We start from the raw sequence: 21,117 nt of genomic DNA on the forward strand, positions 1-21,117 counted from the left end.
ACGGACGCGAGCGCTGCAGGTCCTAGGGGTAATCCTAGCATTACAGTTGCCTTTTTAGGAGATGTCTGAATCTATGGACACCATGATTCGGAGGTCGTGGACGCCAGCAGCGTCGATCGAGGAGACGCTTGCGTTGTGGGCGGCGTCGCTTCCAGAGATCAAGAAATGGATACGTCCGTTGTTCACGCAAGAGAGATGGCGTCACCTTGGCTGGCTGCTGGTCACACAGCCGGCGCAAGTTCTATGAGCTGCATGTTGCAGGAAGCTTGAAAGTTGCAACGGCGACGGTCGAGCGGATGGCGAAGCTCTGGCAGGTCGAGAAGACCATACGCGGTCAAAGCCCCGACGTAGGCGTTGCCGCGCGCCAGCAAGCCTCCACAGCGGTCGTCGCAGATCTCTTCGATCTCTGGCAGCAGACATTGCGGCGGATTTCCGGAAAATCAAAACTGGCTGAGGCAATCCGCTATGCCGTCTCGCGCCGTGCCATCTTCGAACGCTTCCAGACTGATGGTTCGCATCGAGCTCGACTCCAACATCGTTGAACGCGCCATCTGACCACAAACAATTACGAGAAAGAATAGCCTCTTTGCCGGTAGCGACGGCGGCGGACGAACCTGGGCGAACCATCGCAACACTGCTGCAGACAGCAAAGATGAATAACGTCGATCCGTGCGCCTGGCTCAGCCTAACGCCTCAGCGTATCGCCAACGGCTGGCCGAGCGGCGAAATCGACGCGCTTATGCCATGGAACCACGCCGCCTGACGGCCGCAGCTTGCCGCTTACCCTTCGACCGAGTACGTGGCAACGAAGAGTGGCAGACGCTCCGAACGCGTAAGCGCTGGCGGTGCCCATGCCAAGGCAATGGGGGCCAAGCTGGTCTTTGCGAAGCTTGACCGGTTCAACCTCAAACCGGGCTTGCTTCGGTCACCGCTGGCAACCGGCGACCCGGGGTTCTGCAGCGACATTCGTCAGCTTATCGACAGGTAGGCCTGCTAAGGGCAGAACGCTGCCACGTTGACGGCCCTCCGGGACTTATCTGGTCAACGAAATGGCAGGAAGCCTCGCAGCAGTATCGATCCATTTGCGCGTTTGGGCTCGTGTGAACAATGATCATGACACCCGGCCTGCTTCGCGACCTTGAGGAGCGGGGGTATTCTTGTTTTGGCGATGGAGATATTGATGAACACAGGACAGGCTCAGTGGAGTGCAGGTTCTTCCTCGGCCGCTTCTGAAGAGGGGGAGCAGGAAAGTTACCTCAGCGGCTTCAGCCGAGCCGTGGCGGATTTGCTCGAAGCCATGACAGGATATCGGACCCCGGCCTCCGCGCGCGCGCAGTTGCTGGACAACTGGGCGGCCGAAGAGGGGCAGGGCGAAGCCGAGAATCGGCGACAGGGACGCGCACGAATTAGGGGGGCGGACAACACTGGCTCGCACTCGCTGGATTTGTCCTCCCTCTCCCTGACCGCTTTGCCCGCCGCCCTGCCGCCAAGATTGCTGGAACTGCGCGCCAGGCACAACGAGCTAAGCAGCCTGCCCGCTAGCTTCCCACCCGGTCTTCAGCATCTTCTCATTAGCCATAACCGGTTGATTAGTTTGCCGGACGCTCTTCCGGCGACCCTCTCTCGGCTGGAGGTGGCCGATAACAGCTTGACCAGTCTGCCGGCCAACCTTCCGGCTGGGCTCGAGATCCTGAACGCAAGCGACAACCGACTAACTAGCCTGCCGGACGCTCTCCCGAGCAGGCTCACCTCGCTCGCGGTTAGTGGCAATCAGCTGACCGACCTCCCCGACTACCTCCCATCGGGGCTCATTGAACTCGATGTCAGCAGCAATCAATTGGCCGACCTCCCCGCCCCCCTTCCGAGCACCCTCCAATCGCTCAATCTCAGCGGTAACCGGCTGACCAGCCTGCCTGAGGATCTTCTTGAGGGGCGTGTACCGAATCTTAGTCTCAGCTACCCGCATTTGGAGAACCTCGAGTTCGGGGATAACCCGCTGCCGGACGACGTCCTCGCTAATCTGGCGACGGCTGAAGCGCCACCGCAGCTTGCGCAGCAATCTCTATATGAGGCTGCCGCGCAATGGCTCGCAGACGACCCGGCGACGCTGGCCAAATGGCAGCACTTTGCGGATGAGCCAGGCGCCCAGGACTACGCGCAGTTCCTGGAGAGGCTACGAGAGACCGTGAACTACGGCAATGACGAGTTTCGGCAGGCAGTGGCTGATGATCTGCAGCAGGCGGCCGCCAATCCGACATTGCGCGAGCAGTTCTTTGCGCAGGCGTCCGAGGCCAACGCGAGCTGCGAGGATCGTGTCACCTTGCACTGGAATGGTATGCAGACCGCGCGCCTCAACGCTGACGTCGAGGACGGGGTATATGACGATCGGCTTGGCGATCTGATCCAGCGCGGCCGTGTCGCCTTCCGCTTGGAGGCGTTGGACGAGATCGCGCGCGACAGGATCAACTCGCTCGCCAGCGGCAACCCGAACGTAGACGACATCGAAGTCTACCTGGCCTATCAACATCGGCTGCGCGAGCCGCTGGAGCTCAGTCACGTCGCCCCTGACATGCGCTTCCTGGCGGTCTCTCACGTAAGCGAGGATGATGCGACGGAGGCGCTCGACCTGGTCCGGGAGCGGGAAGCAAGCCAGTTCACCGACTTCATGGCAAGCCGCTGGCACCCCTGGGAGACGGTGCTGAGGCGCATCGCTCCAGACGAACATGCAGCGATGCAAGACCGGCTCGTCGAAGCCATGGGCGAAGAGTTCCAAAGCCGTCTGGATCAGCGACTGGCCGAACATGGTCTGGTGGGCGACGTCGATGCCGAGCGGGTGCTCGGAGCCCAAGTCCGAAACCAAATCGCAGGCGAGATCAAAGGCGAGGTCATGCACCGGCTGCTCGCAGAGCGCGGCCTAGAACAATAAGACTTCCCAACAGTCCCGCGGGGATATTCTTCGTTGCTCTGTGGCGCTGCCTCAAGATGGATCCTGCAATCGACATCATCTTTGAGCTGACGATTGCCGATTGGCGCTCGAGCGAGGAGGCTGAGGCGCTGCCCGTTGAGGCAGCACGCATCTACCGCCGTGAAGATCGCACGGTGCGCGGCAGCATGAAATGGTCGGCGCGCAGCCTCATTGCCGATTCCTTGTAAGACGGGATGCCCGGGCCTTCTACCGGGCTGCGGAATGCTCCGCCGGAATTCTGTCGTGACCGCGCGCCGCCTTTGCTTCGTACTCGTCCTCGGGCGAGCGAAATCGACGCGTCAACAACCGGCTTTGATCATCGCGATTGTCGCGGTCGGTCAAGTGCATGCTCTCAGTCGTTTGAACGAGCGGGAGCGCGCGAGCGGATCCATCGGAGAACGCATTGCCGAAGTTTTCGTCCTACTGGCGCACGATTTCATAGGTCACGCCAATGCCACGCGCCGCCAGCACTTCAGCACGTCCTCGACCATGCGCAAGCTTGAGAGGAAGCCGGAATACAACCAAGCGGCATAGCTGATTACTTCCGGTGGGAAGCGATGGCGGCGATAAAGAGGGGTCCGGGCGGTCGGCGTGCTGGTCCTCACCACCCCCTCGGCGGCTCCAATTCGTTAACTTAACGCCATCCAGAGTCTTCCGAAGCCGTCGACCAGATGTGTCTCGATCAGTCTGCTGTCTTCCTCATTTAGACGGCCCGGCTTGTCGAACAGCGTCAGCGGAATGGTAGCTTCCCGACATCATGGAGCATCGCCGCGAGCCCGAGTCGCCCCAATACTTGCTGGCGAAATAATCAGCGCCGCCGCAGACAATACGTAAGCAGTGCTGAAAGGTGGCCCTCGTGAGCCAATGCGAACACAGGCTTTGAATTTCGCTTTATTTGGCTGCTCGCAACATTGGCGTGAGCGGCGGCGAAGAACCATGTTGTATTTTGCCAATGACCTCGAAGCCGTGGCTTTGATAAAAGGGGATGTGATCGGGATTCGAGCTTTCCAGATAGGCGCTAATGCCCTGCTCATCGCATCGTTGAAGAGCGTATTTCATCAACAATGTGCCAAGTCCTTGTCCGACCCAGTTCGGATCGGCCGCGATGAGAGGCAGGTACCAATGCGGCTCGGACGGATGATGTTCGGCCATTTCCTGCCGCAGGAGCGCCATATCTTCGGTGATCGCCGGGTTCAGGGACAGCGCCATTATTTCGTCTAACGCGGACTCGTCTTGCTGCACGCCAGGCGGCAGCCACAGGGCTGCGGCGCGGATCCCTTCCGTGACGTATGCTGTGCCGTGCTCGAATGCTGGTCCACCAGAGGCGTTAACGAACCGAGGCATGCTCCGAAGATATTGGCTTGCGTCAGGCCAACTCCACCGCATCAATGGATCGGCGGCAAAGCCGAGCACAATTGTCCAGACGGTGCTTGTTCGAATGTTTGCATTCGCACATTTGATATCCGACTCCGCCGGCATAATGTGGGTTCCAAATTTTCTGTCTACCTGTCAGAGTTACGTGGCACGACATAAAGAAGACGTGGCCGATCACCAGATTCCTGATATCGACCGGCTGCACCTGGGTTCTGCCCGCTGATGGTCATGTTCCGTAACGACTCAGAATAGATCCATCGCCCGGCACCGGCTCGCCGTGCTCAGCTTCCGGAGCGCTTTTTCATCACTGCAATCCCTGTGCCATACTGAATGTCGAGCGACGGCATCGTCAACTTAACCGACCGCTGAGCTGAAGGAGGCGCTTCTCAAAGGTTCGAGATTCGGCGATAGCGCTTGTCATGGAGATCTCGCGCCAAGTCGCAAAGGCTCGCTCGTGCCAAGCACGACGGAAGTCGGCAGTCAGGGCTCCGGGATAGGGGATGTGGAAAAGGTTCGAGACCTGATCGTGAACTGACAGAAATCGGTTGGCCTGGAGGAGTTGAAACGCATCATGATCCGCTCGCGTCGTCGCGTCGGCTGATGAGAATTCTCGGCCCGATTGTTGAGAACTTTGTGCTGGCGATGTTCGACCCAAAGGCCCGTCTTTGCCCTCGCAGCGCCGTACGAACGAAGCTTGTCCGTGATCATCACGCGCGGCGGCGTGCCGGCGGATTTCAAGAGCTTCTTCCTGAGCCGCTGCGCAGCGCGCGAGTCTCTTCCGCGCTGGATCAAGACGTCGAGAACGAAGCCATTCTGGTCGACAGCGCGCCAGAGCTAATGTTGTTCGCCCGCGATCGAGATAACGATCTCGTCCAGATGCCATTTGTCACCGCGAGCGGGAGCGCGCTCGCGGACCGATCGGAGAACGCCTTGCCGAATTTCGGTCCCCACTGGCGCACGGCTTCATAGGTCAACAGTGCCACGCGCCTCCAGCATTTCCTCGACTATGCGCAAGCTTAAGGGAAACGGGAACTACAACCAAACGGCATATTGACGCCGCCCCGGTGGGCTGCGCCGACAGACTTTCAGCGGTTGCGCAAAAGTACGGTGCACTGCGTGAGCGGGCTGGTGAGCTCGAAATGACGCTGCAACGGAGCCGGACGGCGCGGTCGCGGCCATCTCGTTTGAGCATTCACGGTCGCAAATCGACGCAGAGCGCGGCCCAACCCAAACAACGTCGACTGGTAGAGAAGCGTTCGCCTGAGCTGAACTTCTTGACGGTGGGGCGACCGCGAGTCACCGGACCCGGATTAACGAAGGTCGTCGAACGGCCCACGAAACCCTCGCCAAGGCGTGGGAGGCGAAATCCGCTGCTGCTGGCGCGTTCCAGTCGGCGAGCGCTCGCTGCGAGGAAGCTGCCGCGGGAATGGAGGCCGCGAAGAATCGCCGCGCTTCAGCCGAAGGGGCCTTCAATATGGCCTGTCAGGATATCGCCCGGTCGCAGGGTCAGGTGTTCCCGCTGATTGCCACCGACCCGGCTGTGTCCAGAGCGCTACGAACACGAACTCAAGAGCTCGACCGAACCGTAAATGATACGGACGCCGCCGTCCTGATGCGTCGGGACGACCTGGAGAGATCGCTGGAAGGGCTGACGCGGAGGCATCGACTGACGCCGTTGCAACCCTGACAACGGAAATCGATGCTCAACGAGCTGCCGATTGGCGTGATGCATGTCCCGGGCGCGGGAATTCAGGACAATCTGGGCGACAAGGCGAAGAAGCTCGGCATCCCGGTCTGAAAATTCGGCGGCGCGTGAGCGCCGCAAATTTCTACTACCCGACTTGAGCGACGAAATCGCGCAACTTTCGCTCCGCTTCCTCCGCCGCCTTCTCTACGGCAGGAAAGATCGTGGCCCACACCTCAGCCAACTCCGGAAACTCCATTCGCGCCTCGGCCGGGTTTCAGCGGTAGGGAAATTTGTCGTACCACGTCACTCTTTCGACGCTTGAGGGTCAGAAGCGCTACGCTTCCGCTTTTCAGTTCAACAGCAGCAGCTGTGAGCGCCAGAACCTCTGAGACACGGCCGCCACTTTGCAATAGCACCGTATAGGAAAGTCGGCGTGCAGGATCGAACCCTTGTGCCGCGCGACGGAAGCGACGGCGCTCCGGTAGTGTCAGGTATTGTCGAATACCCGATGTCGAAAAATAGAGCGAGCTCTCCGCACAAGGGAGCCGGGGGGCTCGCGGTCGAGCGGACGATTGATTTCACAGATGGTAGATGGACTGCCGCTGTCCTTAAATGAGGAGGGGAAATGTCGCGTCCCGTATTCGTCGTAGGATTGATTGCAGTCTGCTCCTTCTTTCTTTGCCACCATAGACCGCAGCACAGGGACAGCTGTGCGATCCGTGCCTACGCTCAGGTGAGAAATGCTGCGGTCTGCAGCCGTCTGGTTCGGCGCGCGTTCAATGTAGCGTCGGTTATGGATACGAGCGCACCGGCGCCGAACGTCGCTGTCGCCAGAACCAGCGGAAGTGTTCTCGCCACTGACAGAGCGACAATACACTCCTGACGTGGTGCCTTGGAAAAAGATGCCCCATGAAAATGGGAGCGCAGTCCCCTGCGCTCCGGTCGTTCTTACCATATACGGAAACGGTCACGCTGCCCGTTGCATCACAGCTGTAGCTCTGATCATCGCTAAAGTTCTGATGACAATATTTGGACTATGGACCGGGATGCCACCCCTTCTTGCGCAGCGTGTTGTCAGAACTTTAACAGAGTCGATTGTCAGCTCTGAAACAATGTCTGACTTCCGACGCTACAAACATTCGTAGAAGACGCAGAGCAGCTGCGATTTTCATCGACACGTCCCTTGCTTGGTTCGCGGACGAACATCTCGGATCGCTTTTCCAGGGGGGGGTGCTGAAGGTTGCCTTCTCGCGTGTCGCCACGAGCGCCGTGGTCGTCAGCTTACTCTGAGGCAACATGAAACTAGGCTTCAAGCAATAAGGTCGCGTTGGCTTGGCGTCTCCGCCCTCAGCGGTCGGACTTATCAGACGTGATGCCGACGGCCATTTGTTCTTAGGACATCGAGATTGTCGATCTGCTCAGCAAGGGGTTTATACCCGGACGTCGTTTGGCGAACGCAAGTGACAAGCGTCCGCAAACAACAGGGGCCTTTGGCATGAATGTGGCATCAGGGCTCAGTGCAGGGCGGACATCGGTTAGCACGTGATGCCCCATAACATCGGGGTGAAGGAACTTCTGATGAGGGCCGTATCGATTGAGTTCACTAGTACCCACTTTTCTTGGAACGTGAGTCGTGATTCAAGGTCGGGATGATACCCGAAGCAAGAGAAGTCCACCTTTCGAGGAAAGATCGCAAGGTGCTTGAGGCGTGCTGTCGCTCACCGGTGACGTTGCAGCGCGATTTGAAGCGGGCGCGGATAGTTCTGTTGGCGGCGGATGGGCGCAGCACCCGGTCGATCGCCAAGGAAGTTGGGGTCCAGCCGCGGATTGTCAGCCTTTGGCGGCATCGCTATGCCGACCATGGCCTTGAAGGGCTGCAAGACAAGCCGCGGCCTGGCAAGCAGCCGATCTATACGAAGACGACCGACAAGCGGATTCTGAAGCTGCTGGATAAGCCGCCACCGCAAGGGTTTGCGCGCTGGACCGGCCCCCTGCTGGCCGAGGCGCTGGGCGATGTCGATGTCCAATATGTCTGGCGGTTCCTGCGCAGCCACAAGATTGACCTGGTGGCTCGCAAGTCCTGGTGCGAGAGCAACGACCCGAACTTTACGGCCAAAGCCGCCGATGTTGTCGGCCTCTATGTCGCGCCGCCGGCGAAGGCCATTGTGCTGTGCGTGGACGAGAAGCCCTCGATCCAGGCTTTGGAGCGAGCGCAGGGTTATCTGAAGTTGCCCAATGGCCGCGCCTTAACCGGCCAAAGCCACGATTACAAGCGGCATGGCACCACAACATTGTTTGCGGCGCTCGAAGTCGCCACCGGAAAGATCATCGCGACCCATTCAAAACGCCGGCGCCGCGTCGAGTTTCTCGATTTCATGAACAGCGTCACCGCGACTTTTCCGAACCGCAAGCTTCACGTCATCCTCGACAACCTCAACACCCATAAAAAGAACGAGGACTGGCTCAAGGCCCACCCCAACGTGCAATTTCATTTCACGCCGACAAGTGCGTCATGGCTCAATCAGGTCGAAGTATGGTTTTCCATCTTGCAGGGGCAGTCGCTCAGCGGCACCTCCTTCACGAGCCTCAAGCAGCTTCAGGAACACATCGATGCCTACGTCAACGCATACAACGACAGAGCCGAGCCCTTCGTCTGGACCAAGAAAAAGGTCCGTCAACGCCGTTTCAAAGGCCGCCGTATCACTCAGCTCTGATTCCGGGGACTAGGCTGGTGTTTTTGTACTTCGTGAGCGTGCTTGCGGCCTTGCTTTTGCTGGTGGTGAGCAACCGCGGAGCCATGGCAAAACGCTCCGGCTATCGGAGTGATTGTGCCGGGATGCTGATTGTTTCTTCCATCCTACTTGTTGATAATTTTCAGTCGGAATGCCAAGCCCTCCATCTTTTCAGTGACAACCAGCCCATACGAGGGGAGCTCTTTGAGCGGGGTGCGGATCTGTTCAGCTTCAATGGGGCTAATGCGGGTGCACCGTGCAACGCTGTATTGGCTCCTGTGATTCTTCCAGCGCCCTCGCGTCTGCGCTATCGATCGATGACGCTGAGCAGTGACGAGCCGTCAAATTATCCCGACGAAGACGTTCTAAAGAGGAGAGCAGACAAAGGGCCTCGAGTGGCGTCGTTCGCTCCTGCAAGATCGTTCCGGCAGAATGGTCCGGCTCTCCGTGCGGAGGCGCCTGTCGGTTCGATGCTGATGCAGAGGCTAGTTTCTTTGGCATCTCATAGTTTTACGACCTCGGCCGGGGTCAAAATTAGCTTCACGTTGATTATGGCGTCAAACCCGAGCGGTACTGCTTTTGGTCCACAGGTCTTAATGGATGCCGACAGTAAAGCTTTGGTCTGCGAGATCTCGCCCATGGATGCGGAAAGCATCTCTGCGTTTCGGCACTCGCTGGCGCAAGCCTTTGTTCAACAAGCGGCGAATCCCGGTGGGGGGCTCCCGAGCAAGGATGTCGATGATTTGTTTGCGAACAACTGGGCTGCTAATGCAACAAATGGCATTATGGGCGGTTGCCTGCTCGGGAATAATAATGAAAGCGGAAGGATAGTGTAGCGCAGCACATGGGTTGTCACGAACTCCACGAACGAGTCCGGGCCGCCAGATCCGGAATGTCCCTCTTCAACTCCTGTAACAGGAGGGCGTAATTCGCCCGATATGCTCGTCGCCCAGCCATTCCATGTCGTCGAGCACCGCCCGCTGGCCGTGGAGCGAGCCGAATTGAAAAGTGCAGTGCCTGCCGTCGCTTGATAATCGTGTGGACGCGTCGGGTTGCGGGCCATTAGCGCACAACTGGCAGGCAGCTCTTCATAGCTTAGGCGTCGGCGATCGACCATCTGGTCCGTCCCATCGAACACAGGCGGCGCGCCCTCATCAATTGCCATCTGGGCTGACGAGCGCTTGCGCGCACTAGGGTCTGTACCTAAATAGCGCCACGTGATTCTCTTGCCTACGTGTTGATTCGGGGGCGAGAGAATGCGCGCTGGTTTGTTTTGGCTGAACGACAGGCAATGGGCGCGTATCGAACCGCATCTGCCGAGGGGACTGACGGGGCCGGATCGGGACGACGACCGACGCATCGTCAGCGGCATCATTCACATGCTGCAATCGGGTGCACGATGGCGTGATTGTCCACGTGAATACGGCCCTTACACGACGATCTACAATCGCTTCAATCGCTGGGCCAAGCGAGGACGATGGTGCGCAATCTTCGAAGCGCTGGCCAAGCCTGGCGAAGACGGCGTCGTACTGTCGCTCGACTCGACCTCGATTAAAGCTCACCGGTGTGCCTCCGGCGGAAAAGGGGGGAGCACAATCAAGCAATCGGCCGCTCGCGCGGAGGCCGCACGACAAAAATCCATGCGCTGAGCGATCCGCTCTGCCGGCCGGTCGTCCTGCATCTGACTCCAGGCCAGGATGCCGATATCGCTGCGGCTCCCGATGTCCTGGCGCTCGCGCCACCCATGAGCGTGCTCCTCGCCGACAAAGGGTATGATGGCGACAAGCTTCGCGGCGAAATCATTCGTCGTGGCGCCAAGCCCGTAATCCCCAATAAATCTAACCGTGTCGTCATCCATCGCTTCAACAAACGCGCCTACAAAGGACGAAATGTCATCGAACGCTGCTTTGGCAGGCTCAAGGACTTCCGGCGCATCGCCACGCGATATGACAAGCTCGCCCGTAATTTTTTGGCCGCTGTTCATCTCGCCGCTCTCGTCGCATATTGGCTCAATTGAGTCTGGACCCTAGTGCAATCGTGCGTTCCACCAACTACCGATATCACTGCCAAGGACTCGATTGTCTGGTTCGGACCAATGTCCACAACCGGACGCATGTACCATGAACAAACCCGCTTGAGGATCTCCATCTTCGAGCGGCACGCAGCTTGCTTCGTTTGCGCAGGCGCTCGTTATTGGACAGGAAGGGGCAGCGGAGTGCATGATGCGATCTGGAGTTCGTCTTTGGGAAGCCACAACCATTGCGCTTCTAGCCCGCGGCAGGCCGGCCCGGCCGACTTTGGGCCAGCAGTGAAGCTGTGTCTGATCCTCTGGCACCAATCCGCAAACGGCGGAGCAGAACACAACATTGGCCTCTGGCCCCGACGGTTGCGTTATTCGCGGCTTCGGCCTGAGCCTTCCCATTCTGCACATCAACGGTTTCACCCGCTCGCGCTTCACCGCATGGCTCCCGGCCCGCATAATGGCCGTCATGCGCCGGGGGGCGTGAAACGGCCGATTAGCAAGCAGCTGGCATATTCGCCGCAACAACAACAGATCAGCATCCTTCGGAGTAGGTCGCAGCTGACAGATATCGGAACGACCCACGCGAACCAAGTGGCATGGTCGGCGGACCGACAGTTCGTCAAAGCTTTGGCCAATGAGCGCGGACTGCTCGTGTTCCTGATCCCTTTGCTGAAAAAGCTGCCGCCCAAGATCGCCTATCGGAGACGCGGAGTTTCTCCGCGATCGGCATTTCGCGCTCCGCCCATAGCGCTGCTGCTGCTCCTGGGCTCTCGCAGCTTGCTCCAGTAGCTGTGCTTCCAGGCATAGTTCGGTTCGGATGAACCTGATAACCCGTCAGATCAGCCATCACATGCTTCCGCAAACCTTCCAGCGCGACGCCTTCAGCACGAATTCCCTGGGCCGAAGCGAGGCCGACTTGAAGAGATTTCAGCGTAGCGGTTCGCGTCGATTGCCGAGGGTTTCTGCGCAACCGCAAGAGGGCTGGAGCCAGTGCTACGGCTCGATGCCGAGAATTTAAGGTAACGTGTTCACCATTTTCCTGCTCGCTGTTGTGGCTAGTTGTATCAGGACGTCAAGTAAGTGTGAGTTCATGCAACTGGAGACTTCGGTCTGGCCGCCAGTCTGCGTTGGCCGCTTCATCAGATTGTTGGCCTTGCTGACCCGACGGAAAGGTTAGTGGCTGTGGCTGCGCATCGTCACAAACTGACTGCGGTTGCGCCAGGGCACGATCCGTGGCTCTTCACGTCGCTAGTCTGCGACTGCTTGCTTGCCATAGCCGTTGTCATCGCGACTGGTTTCGGCCCCGTCGTAAAGGCATCGGCGCAGAACGTCTCCTACAATACGCAGCCGCCGCGTCCGAAGCCGCCGAAGGCCGCCAACGACAACCAGATGCTGGTTCAGGCGACCGAGGTCGTCTACGACTACAATAATTCGCGGATCTCGGCGGTCGGTAACGTCCAGCTGTTCTACAACGGCACCAGCGTCGAGGCTAACAAGGTCGCCTACGACCAGAAGACCAAGCGGCTCCATGCCGAAGGCAACATCCGCATGACGGATGCCGAGGGCAAGATCACCTATGCCGAGACGATCGATCTGTCCGACGACTATCGCGACGGATTCGTCGGTTCGCTCCGGGTCGATACCGCCGACCGGACACGGATGGCCGCAACGCGCGCCGACCGTTCCAGCGGCAACTACACCGTGTTCGAGAACGGCGTCTACACGGCCTGCGCTCCGTGCAAGGACGATCCGAAGAAGCCACCGCTCTGGCAGGTCAAGGGTGCCCGCATCATCCACGACCAGCAGGAGAAGATGCTGTACTTCGAGACGGCGCAGCTCGAGTTCTTCGGCGTGCCGCTCGCTTACATGCCCTACTTCTCGACGCCCGACCCGACCGTGAAGCGCAAGTCCGGCTTCCTGATGCCGGGCTTCACCTCGAACACGGGCTACGGCTACGGCGTGGAGGTCCCGTTCTACTGGGCGATCGCGCCCGATATGGACGTGACCTTCAACCCGCGCATCACCTCCAGGCAGGGCGTGCTGTTCCAGGCGGAGTTCCGCCAGCGCCTGATGGGCGGCGCCTACCAGATCCGTGCTTACGGCATCGACCAGCTCGATCGCGGCGCCTTCGCCGGGCAGCCCGGCGACCGCCAGTGGCGCGGCGCCGTCGAGACCAAGGGTCAGTTCGCGCTGAACGACAAATGGGTCTGGGGTTGGGACGGCGTCGTGATGTCCGACTACTATTTCTTCTCGGACTACCGCCTGTCGCAGTACCGTGACCCGCTCGGTTCGTTCCTGAACCTGCCGACCGACGCGGTCTCGCAGCTCTATCTGACCGGCGCCGGCAATCGCAGCTTCTTCGACGCACGCACGATGTACTGGCGGAGCTTCTCGGGCAACCAGGACAAGGTCCCGATCGTCTACCCCGTGATCGACTACTCGAACGTGCTCAACTATCCGGTGTTCGGCGGCGAGTTCAGCTACAAGACCAACTCCGTCAACCTGTCGCGTGACAGCGCCGTGTTCGATCCGATCACCACGCTCGCCAACACCAACAGCCTGTGCACGACGGCGTCGGCCGATCCGCTCGCGCGCACGCCATCGCAGTGCCTGCTGCGCGGCTTCCCCGGCACCTATACCCGCCTGTCGGCGGAAGCGCAGTGGCGCAAATCCTTCACCGACCCGCTCGGCCAGATCTGGACGCCGTTCGCCGGCCTGCGCGCCGATGCAATCAACTCCTCGGTCTCGAACCAGCCGGGCGTGTCGAACTACCTACCGGTCGGCGACACCCAGGCATTCCGCCTGATGCCGACGGTCGGCCTCGAATACCGCTATCCCTTCATCAACGTTCAGCCCTGGGGCTCGACCACCGTCGAGCCGATCGCGCAGATCATCATCCGCCCGAACGAGACTTATGCCGGCAAGTTTCCCAACGAGGATGCGCAGAGTTTTGTATTCGAAACGTCGAACCTGTTCAGCGTCGACAAGTTCTCCGGTTACGACCGCGTCGAGGGCGGCGGCCGCGCCAATGTCGGCGTGCAGGCCACCACGCAGTTCGACAAGGGCGGCGCGGCCAAGGTGCTGTTCGGCCAGTCCTACCAGCTGTTCGGCATGAACTCCTACGCGGTCCGGGACTCCATCAACACGGGCCTCGATTCCGGTCTCGACAAGCCCCGCTCCGACTACGTGGCGAGTATCGACTACTCGCCCAACCGCACCTACACCTTCAGCGTCCGCTCCCGCATGGACGAGCAGACCTGGAACGTCCAGCGTTTCGAGGCCGAAGGCCGCGCCAACTTCGATCGCTGGTCGATCAGCGTGATGTACGGCAACTACGCGGCACAGCCGGAGCTCGGCTATCTGACCCGCCGCGAAGGCATCCTCACCACCGGCTCGCTGAAGGTCGCGACCAACTGGGTGGTCACGGGCTCGGCGCGCTGGGACCTCGAGGCCAACGAGATCAACCAGTATGTGGTCGGTGCCGGCTATGTCGACGATTGCTTGGTGCTGGGATTGAACTATCTGAAATCCTACAATTATACGGTAGGCGGCGTGCCCCCCGTCTTGAATGAGACCTACATGCTAAGTATAGGTCTACGAACATTCGGGACGATCGCAATCGGCTTCTGAGGCACGGATAGCGGCGCATGCGGGTCACGTCGGGGGACGTCACCACCACGACCGAGGCGCGCAATAGCGGGCAGGCGGTCACGGCTGTGCTGGGAAAGCTCGAGTTCGACGAACGCGCAGAACTGTTCCACTTCAGCCATGTCGGTTTTGGGCGCGCGAGATCGCGGCTTTGGGTCATGACGTCAAACTGCTGCTACCTCAATATGTGAAGCCATTCGGTGCGCCCCGACGGCGCGTATTACCAGTGGAGGAAGGATCCACCCAGAGAGTTGTCGATTGATCTGGTAGCTGACGAGCGGTTTGGACGAGCAATCGGACGGATCGAAGCCTCGTGACAAAGGTCGCTTTAGGCGGCCGAGCAATCCAGCGGGCCGTAACGTGAGTGAAGCCTGAGCACGCCTCGAAAGTTACGATGTGAATGCCGACCCGATCGTATGGCGGGGAAGGCCGTGCGGACAGGGAAGCAATCGACGCACGCACCTGTCTGGTTCACCGGGGTAATGGGCACGGCACGTTGGAAAGGTAGTACGGGTAATCGGGGGAGACCCGTCTTGGTCGAAGGTCGCGCCTTCAGCATTGAGTAGTCGATGGACCGGACGGGAGTCGGACAGGGTCAAAGGTACCGATGAAACCGGGTAATTCCGGCGGAGGAAAGGACCCTGACTTCAGGTGCGCTTTTGAAGATGGCGAGGGAAAGGGTAGATTGGCGATGAGCCTTGAAACGCCCGATAAGATCAGGAGCCTTCAGAGAAAGAAAGCTTTATTGTAAGGCGAAGGCGGAGCCTGCCTTCCGCTTCTACGTGCTGTACGACAAGATCTGCCGCGAGGACATTCTGAGCCATGCCTACAAGCTGGCCCGCGCCAACGCGGGTGCGCCGGGAGTGGACGGAATAACTTTCGAACAGATCGACGCGTCGGGACTCGAAGCATGGTTGGCTGGCCTGCGCGATGAACTCGTCACGAAGACCTATCGGCCCGATCCGGTGCGGCGGGTGATGATCCCGAAGCCCGGCGGCGGCGAACGTCCGCTCGGTATCCCAACAATCCGGGACCGGGTCGTCCAAGCTGCTGCAAAGATCGTGCTGGAACCGATCTTCGAGGCGGATTTTGAGGACGGAGCTTATGGATATCGCCCGCGCCGCAACGCGGTCGATGCCGTCAAGGAAGTGCACCGGCTTATGTGCCGGGGCTACACAGATGTTGTTGACGCCGATTTGTCGAAATACTTCGACACGATACCGCACTCGGACCTCCTCAAATCGGTGGCCCGACGCATCGTCGACCGGAATGTGCTGCGGCTGATTAAGTTATGGCTGCGAGTACCGGTCGAGGAGCGGGATAGCAACGGGAAACGGCGCATGAGCGGCGGTAAGAGCAACAAGTGTGGCACGCCACAGGGGGGTGTCATCAGTCCGCTGCTCTCCGTCATCTACATGAACCGGTTCCTGAAGCATTGGCGTCTCAGCGGTCGGTGTGAAGCATTCCATGGCCAGATTATCTCCTATGCCGACGACTTCGTCATTCTCAGCCGCGGCCACGCGGAAGACGCATTGACGTGGACGAAAGCGGTGATGACCAAGCTTGGGCTGACACTCAACGAGACTAAAACCTCGGTGAAGAATGCCCGATTGGAAAGCTTTGACTTCCTTGGGTACACGCTCGGACCCCGCCACTTCCGCAATGGGGGGCGGTGGTATCTTGGCGCGGCTCCGTCGAAGAAAAGCGTGCTGCGGATCAAGAGGAAGGTCAGCGAACTGCTGACGCCGGGCAACAAGGGCGCTTGGCCCGAAGTACAAGCACGACTGAACCGCCTTCTGCGCGGCTGGTCCGCTTACTTCAGCTATGGCTCGCTTGCTACGGCTCATCAGGCCGTTGATCGACACGTCTTTGACCGCGTGCTCGCCTTTCTGCGCAGACGACATAAGACGCCAGGACGTGGCGTCAGACGGTTCTCTGATCAGATCTATGGGAACCCTGGCGTACTTGTGCTGAACCGCGTGCGCAAAGTGTCGCCGACGTGCGCCTTGTGACGAAACCTGTCGGAAAGCCGGATGCGGGAAAACCGCACGTCCGGTTTGATGAGCGGGGAGAGGAAACGGAACGCGCAACAAGCGCATCACCGCGCCTCTCCTCGACTCTACTCAAGCGCGGGAAGACTGATGCTGCCGACGCAGAGGCGATCAGCGAAGCTGTCGCGCGCAATACCATGCGCTTCGTCCCGGTTCGTCGAACACTGCAATCACGTCCGCTATCATGAGAGCATCGACAACCTCACTCCTGTCGATGTCTACTTCGGCAGGGCTGAGGCGATCCTTGCAAGCCCGCAGCAATTGGCTCTTCCATTCGGTCGTCCCCCATCGCGGGTGTCAAGCCGCGCACGCGGGACCGCGATTTTAATCGACCCGAAGCTACCGGTCAGCGACCGCGGCTGGCTGCCGTGTCGATGCCCGTAACGGGGCGTTCCCTCATGGCCGGCCTTCATGCCGCGTCCGTAGCGCGGCCGCGCAAGGGCCGCATCGAGCTCGCTGCGGAGCAATTCCTCTAATGAGTTCCCGCGTTGGTTTCCGCACCGCCGTTTCAACCGGATCGAACCAATTTCGAAAAGCTGCGGAGCCGTCTCTCTTTCACACGGCGGGGAAATGCATCTTTGTGACATTGCTGGTCATGGCATGGTCTCCGATCCGGCGCTCCAAACGGCGGATGATTCGAGGTTGATCACCTCAGAGACTACGCCGCTTTCAATTCCAACCAATCCTGCGGCGGGACCCTGTCTGAAATCCGCCAGCCTGTCGGGAACGCAACCCGGAGCGCGAGAAAAATAGCACGTCTGGCTCTGCGCATAATGGCCCAACTCTTGCGAGGGGCGAGCGGGCAAAGGTCAGGTTGGAGATTGAGAATGGCGAGCGTGTCAAAGCTAAAGGTGTTTGCGGCCCTGAGTGCGGCCAGTGTTGCGCTTGTGCCAATATCGGCAAAAGCTCCGATATGGAGTTCGAGCGCTCAATACGGGAGCTTTTCAATCGATGGCTACAGTTGGAACAACGACGTATGGGGCAGGGGCGCAGGACCCCAGACTATCTCGGTGAGTGCTGTCAACCAGTGGGGGGTGTGGTCGAACCAGCCTGATACTGGTGGCATCAAGAGCTATCCCCACGAGGGTTTCAATGTCGGCAAACCGCTCAGTTCGATCAACACTCTGATCTCGAACTTCAATCAGGAAGTTCCGACTAGCGGCGCCTGGGACGTCGCCTACGATATCTGGGATAGCTCAAATCAGTATGAGATAATGCTCTGGACGAATTACACCGGCAATCCCGATGGTGGCGGCAACGTCAAGCCCATTTCTTACAAGTACGCTTCTTCCGGGGCGGCGATACCGATCTACACAAATGTCGATGTAGGCGGAGCGACTTGGAACGTGTTTCAAGGAGAAAATCACCATAAGGTCATCTCATTCCTGCGCACTTCGAAGACCAACAGTGGGACGGTGGATATCAAGAGTGTCCTGCAGTGGATCAAGTCTAAAGGGTACTTTGGGGAGATAAACGTCGGCAACGTCCAATACGGCGTTGAGATCACCTCCTCTCCAGGTGGGATGAACTTCAACTTCAATAATTGGACCCTGACATCGAGGTGAGTACCCACGGTCGGTGAGGTGAAGTGGCCTCGGATTCTGGACCGGCGGCTCAGATGGTGCGGATGCCGTTTTGTTTTGATAAACGGAGACCATGAAGAAGAACGAGACGGAAAATCGAAGCAGCGCTGAAGGCAAAGATCGCCTTGGAGCCGCTGCGAGAACAATCAAAGGTGACGGATCTGGCGCTACCAGCGGTGGAGAGAAAATTACGTGAGGCAACAACTCAGTTCAGGAACATTTTCGGCCAGGCAATGCGACAGCTCCCTAGCAAACATGTGGAGCTGATCGCACCGGACGAAAATCGATTCGCACAATGCTCACGCTGCGTGGGCAGCCCGTCGGGGGCTGGGTGGTTTGTTGCGGGGGCGACGTCGAGAAGTGGACTCTTCGCCTAGTCGCCCTCGATCTTCGTTCGCAATCCCCCGAGGAGAGAAACATGTCGTGGGACGACCAGCAATTCTAACGGACGAAAGCTGTGCCGCTGCTCCTACCTTGCAGTGCGCCCGTTTTTCACAAGCTCAAAGAAATAGCGAGCGAAATACGCAATTTTGGATTTTCGCATCACCACCGAACTTTCGGCACTGTTCTTGAAACGGGCCATTCCGCACCTCGCCGAGTTGGGTGAGAACGATCAATGCCCGCAGCGCGACCTTTCGTGAGCGAAGGTAGCGGGAGATGTCCCGATCGCTGTTGAGCGCCGCGCTCGTGACGTGGGCAACGGGCTTGATCGTCATGCGATCGTGGTGAGCTTGAAGGGCCGCACGCAGAACCGACGATTTCTTATGCGCCTTCAATCATCGGAAACCCTTGTTGGCCTCGATCATGCCGGCCGCGACCCATCGCAAGGTCATACCGGCATCCCGCCGGCGTTTGACGTTGCGCGTGACCCGGCGAATGGTGCCCTGAAATGGACCCCGGTTTTGGGACGAGAGGCCAGGTTGGAAAAGGGCCGCTCCGTTTGATCGACGGAGGGCATGATGACGAAGAAGACGCGACGGAAGATCGACGCGGTGTTGAAGGCAAAGATCGCACTGGAAGCGGTGCGGGAGCAGGCGACGGCTGCCGATCTGGCCCAGCGCTATGAGGTTCACCGAACCAGATCTATGCTTGGAAGAAGCAGCTGCTGGACCAGGCGGCCCGGCTTTTGACGTGGGTGTCGGGCGCGAGAGCGAAGGAAACGCGCGAACGCGAGATCGAGAAGCTGCACGCCAAGATCGGACAAACTGACGGTCGAGCGCGAGTTTTTAGCGCGGAGGTCCGGAAGATGAGCACGCCGGACCGTCGAGGAATGCTCGAGCGCGTCGACCAGGCGCTGTCGATCCGTCGGCAATGCATGTTGCTCGGCATCGCCCGTTCTAGCGTCTACCGGCCGCTACAGCCGGCCAATTCAACGACCTTGCCCTGATGCAGCGGATCGACGAGCTGATCACCGCCTGGCCATTCCTGGGCTCGCGGCGAATGACCGCGATGCTGAGGCTGAGGGGCTTGCGGTCAATCGCAAGCGCGTGCAACAGTTGATGCGCAAGATGGGCATCGCCGCGCTGGGACCGAAGCCGAACACGACAAAGCCGGCGCCGGGCCACAAGATCTCTGTCCCGATCTGCTGCGCAACATGAACGATCGACCGGCCGAACCAGGTGTGGGCGGCCGACATCACGTATCTGCCCATCGGCCGCGGCTTTCTCTATCTCGTCGCCATCATCGACTGAGCGAGCCGTGCGGTTCTGGCGTGGCGGCTGTCGAATACGATGGACGTCTCGTTCTGCGTGGCGGCTCTGGACGAGGCGCGGCGACGTACGGCACGCCGGAGATTTACAACACCGACCATGGCAAAGGCATTCTCCGATCGCATCCGCCAGCGCGCTTCCGCTCGCGGTTACAAATGGCATCTGGACGAGGTCGTTATTTCGATCGCGGGCGAACAACATTGGCTCTGGCGCGCTGTCGACCAGAATGGCTTCGTTCTCGACGTCTTGATCCAGCCCCGAAGAGACTCGCGCGCTGCGCTGCGGCTCATGAAGAAGCGCTTGAATCCGCCGGCACGCCGCTGCGCGTGATGATCACGGACAAGCTCCGTTCGTACGGCGCTGCGAGGGCGAGCATGGGCTTTCACGTCGGACATCGCCCGCACAAAACTCTCAACAATCGCGCCGAGAATTCTCATCGGCAGACGCGGCGACGCGAGCGGATCATGAAGCGTTTCAAAGCGCCCCATCAGGCTCAACGGTTTTAGTCAGTTCACGATCAGGTCGCGAACGTTTCCGCATCCCCTATCTCGGAGCTGTCGCCGCCGACCTCCGTCGTGCTTCGCGCGAACGAGCCTTTGCGACTTGGCGCGAAATCTCCGCGACAAGCGCTATCGCCGAATCTCGGACCTTTGAAAATCGCCTCCTTCGTCTCGGCGGTCGATTAAGTTGACGATGCCATCCATGCGTCGCCCACACGTTCTTCCTTGGCCTTCTTGCATCATGGCCGACGAAGACCGAGATGCAGCCCGCAAAGCTGATCGGCCGCTACGGCAGGACGTTCTGGTGTGTTCGAGGTCAGACATACGGCTTGCCTCAACAATCGCTAGCCTTGTCGCGTAAGCGACATAGCTATCGGAAGCCGTCGGGAATGCGCATCGCTTCGCTGGCATGGAGTCTGCTCACCACCAGGGGCGTAGAAGCGACGCCACGACATCGAACGTCGTTGCGGATGGCGCGCACATGTGTTGTTCGTGAGGTGATATGCGACCTGGAGTTCTTATACGGGGCGCGGCAGCAGTTACGCTTGCCGCTTGCGGTGGCGCGAATTCGGCGGATCTCGATCCAGCGGTGAAGGTTTCATCCGACACTGTGGAGCTGGACCGGGAATTATATTGGCGTGCACGGCGGTGGCGGCTATGCCGGACATCTTCAGTGACCCCTAGGCCCATCTATCTATGGCGACGTCGTCCATACCCCTGCATCCCTGGCCGGGGGCCAGAGCGGTGATCACAGCTTTAGACCGTGCCGCCCAGTCGCCCACTCAGGTGTCTGGGAGATCGGAGCCTGATTCTGGCCCAAGACTTGCGTGCAACGTTTAGGACGC

The 21,117-nt window shown here is 59.5% G+C and carries 11 protein-coding genes and 6 pseudogenes; 12 read left to right on the forward strand and 5 right to left on the reverse strand.

The genetic code is table 11. The features are described from left to right. Nucleotides 1-191: 191 nt before the first annotated feature. The 3 genes and pseudogenes from AB7008_RS09925 to AB7008_RS09935 all read left to right on the forward strand — a co-directional run. Nucleotides 192-763, forward strand: a pseudogene (locus AB7008_RS09925) (IS66 family transposase); the annotation flags it as partial. A gap of 417 nt (nt 764-1,180) precedes the next feature. Beyond that, nucleotides 1,181-2,926: a T3SS effector NEL-type E3 ubiquitin ligase NopM gene (gene nopM / locus AB7008_RS09930; RefSeq protein WP_014497859.1), complete on the forward strand. Its 1,746-nt coding sequence runs from the start codon at nt 1,181-1,183 to the stop codon at nt 2,924-2,926. A 56-nt stretch (nt 2,927-2,982) separates the two neighbouring features. Further along, nucleotides 2,983-3,153 carry a hypothetical protein gene (locus AB7008_RS09935; protein WP_014497858.1) on the forward strand — a complete coding sequence of 57 codons (171 nt, stop codon included), beginning with the start codon at nt 2,983-2,985 and terminating at the stop codon, nt 3,151-3,153. 170 nt (nt 3,154-3,323) lie between these two features. On the opposite strand, the pseudogene AB7008_RS09940 reads toward AB7008_RS09935, so the two are convergent. From AB7008_RS09940 to AB7008_RS09950, 3 genes and pseudogenes are all read right to left on the reverse strand, one after another. Next, nucleotides 3,324-3,570, reverse strand: a pseudogene (locus AB7008_RS09940) (IS6 family transposase); the annotation flags it as partial. A gap of 286 nt (nt 3,571-3,856) precedes the next feature. Continuing rightward, entirely contained in the window at nt 3,857-4,444 is a 588-nt protein-coding gene (locus AB7008_RS09945) for a GNAT family N-acetyltransferase (protein ID WP_063701405.1), read from the reverse strand. A gap of 249 nt (nt 4,445-4,693) precedes the next feature. Beyond that, nucleotides 4,694-5,518, reverse strand: a pseudogene (locus tag AB7008_RS09950) (IS6 family transposase). Between the two features lie 2,157 nt (nt 5,519-7,675). Here AB7008_RS09950 and AB7008_RS09955 point away from each other — a divergent pair. From AB7008_RS09955 to ltrA, 6 genes are all read left to right on the forward strand, one after another. Next, on the forward strand, nt 7,676-8,740 hold the full coding sequence (locus tag AB7008_RS09955; protein ID WP_011084514.1) for an IS630-like element ISRj1 family transposase: 1,065 nt from the start codon (nt 7,676-7,678) through the stop codon (nt 8,738-8,740). 17 nt (nt 8,741-8,757) lie between these two features. After that, a complete protein-coding gene (locus tag AB7008_RS09960) occupies nt 8,758-9,594 on the forward strand; it encodes a hypothetical protein (RefSeq protein WP_028144470.1) in 837 nt (278 codons plus the stop codon). Between the two features lie 420 nt (nt 9,595-10,014). After that, nucleotides 10,015-10,775 (forward strand): IS5 family transposase gene (locus AB7008_RS09965; RefSeq protein ID WP_224517492.1). Its coding sequence is split into 2 segments (ribosomal slippage): nt 10,015-10,354 and nt 10,354-10,775, totalling 762 coding nucleotides; the frame shifts between segments, so codons are not numbered across the junction. 1,269 nt (nt 10,776-12,044) lie between these two features. Continuing rightward, complete coding sequence (locus tag AB7008_RS09970) at nt 12,045-14,411, forward strand: LPS-assembly protein LptD (protein WP_223153708.1); 2,367 nt, start codon at nt 12,045-12,047, stop codon at nt 14,409-14,411. Between the two features lie 17 nt (nt 14,412-14,428). Next, the gene (locus tag AB7008_RS09975) at nt 14,429-14,620 is read left to right on the forward strand and encodes a hypothetical protein (protein ID WP_014497849.1); all 192 of its coding nucleotides are present in this window, start codon (nt 14,429-14,431) and stop codon (nt 14,618-14,620) included. 507 nt (nt 14,621-15,127) lie between these two features. Continuing rightward, nucleotides 15,128-16,441 (forward strand): group II intron reverse transcriptase/maturase, encoded by a 1,314-nt coding sequence (ltrA, locus tag AB7008_RS09980; RefSeq protein ID WP_074076608.1) that lies wholly within the window; start codon nt 15,128-15,130, stop codon nt 16,439-16,441. 243 nt (nt 16,442-16,684) lie between these two features. On the opposite strand, the pseudogene AB7008_RS09985 reads toward ltrA, so the two are convergent. Next, nucleotides 16,685-17,014 (reverse strand): annotated as a pseudogene (locus AB7008_RS09985) (IS256 family transposase); the annotation flags it as partial. Nucleotides 17,015-17,307: 293 nt separating this feature from the next. On the opposite strand from AB7008_RS09985, the gene AB7008_RS09990 reads away from it, so the two are divergent. Then, a complete protein-coding gene (locus AB7008_RS09990; RefSeq protein WP_014497847.1) occupies nt 17,308-18,045 on the forward strand; it encodes a glycoside hydrolase family 12 protein in 738 nt (245 codons plus the stop codon). 695 nt (nt 18,046-18,740) lie between these two features. Here AB7008_RS09990 and AB7008_RS09995 read toward each other — a convergent pair. Continuing rightward, nucleotides 18,741-18,947: pseudogene (locus AB7008_RS09995) on the reverse strand (IS256 family transposase); the annotation flags it as partial. A 362-nt stretch (nt 18,948-19,309) separates the two neighbouring features. On the opposite strand from AB7008_RS09995, the gene AB7008_RS10000 reads away from it, so the two are divergent. Both AB7008_RS10000 and AB7008_RS10005 read left to right on the forward strand, forming a co-directional pair. Beyond that, on the forward strand, nt 19,310-19,450 hold the full coding sequence (locus tag AB7008_RS10000; protein WP_154694111.1) for a hypothetical protein: 141 nt from the start codon (nt 19,310-19,312) through the stop codon (nt 19,448-19,450). 427 nt (nt 19,451-19,877) lie between these two features. Beyond that, nucleotides 19,878-20,458, forward strand: a pseudogene (locus AB7008_RS10005) (IS6 family transposase); the annotation flags it as partial. Nucleotides 20,459-21,117: the final 659 nt, after the last annotated feature.

The sequence above is a fragment of the Bradyrhizobium sp. 521_C7_N1_3 genome, assembly GCF_052075975.1.
GTDB classification, from domain to species: domain Bacteria; phylum Pseudomonadota; class Alphaproteobacteria; order Rhizobiales; family Xanthobacteraceae; genus Bradyrhizobium; species Bradyrhizobium japonicum.

Excerpts from the sequence above, each read along its gene's own strand:
- nopM (WP_014497859.1), top strand. The coding sequence starts at position 1,181 with ATGAACACAGGACAGGCTCAGTGGAGTGCAGGTTCTTCCTCGGCCGCT.
- AB7008_RS09955 (WP_011084514.1), top strand. The coding sequence starts at position 7,676 with ATGATACCCGAAGCAAGAGAAGTCCACCTTTCGAGGAAAGATCGCAAG.
- AB7008_RS09935 (WP_014497858.1), top strand. The coding sequence starts at position 2,983 with ATGGATCCTGCAATCGACATCATCTTTGAGCTGACGATTGCCGATTGG.
- AB7008_RS09975 (WP_014497849.1), top strand. The coding sequence starts at position 14,429 with ATGCGGGTCACGTCGGGGGACGTCACCACCACGACCGAGGCGCGCAAT.
- AB7008_RS09945 (WP_063701405.1), bottom strand. The coding sequence starts at position 4,444 with ATGCCGGCGGAGTCGGATATCAAATGTGCGAATGCAAACATTCGAACA.
- AB7008_RS09990 (WP_014497847.1), top strand. The coding sequence starts at position 17,308 with ATGGCGAGCGTGTCAAAGCTAAAGGTGTTTGCGGCCCTGAGTGCGGCC.
- AB7008_RS10000 (WP_154694111.1), top strand. The coding sequence starts at position 19,310 with ATGAGCACGCCGGACCGTCGAGGAATGCTCGAGCGCGTCGACCAGGCG.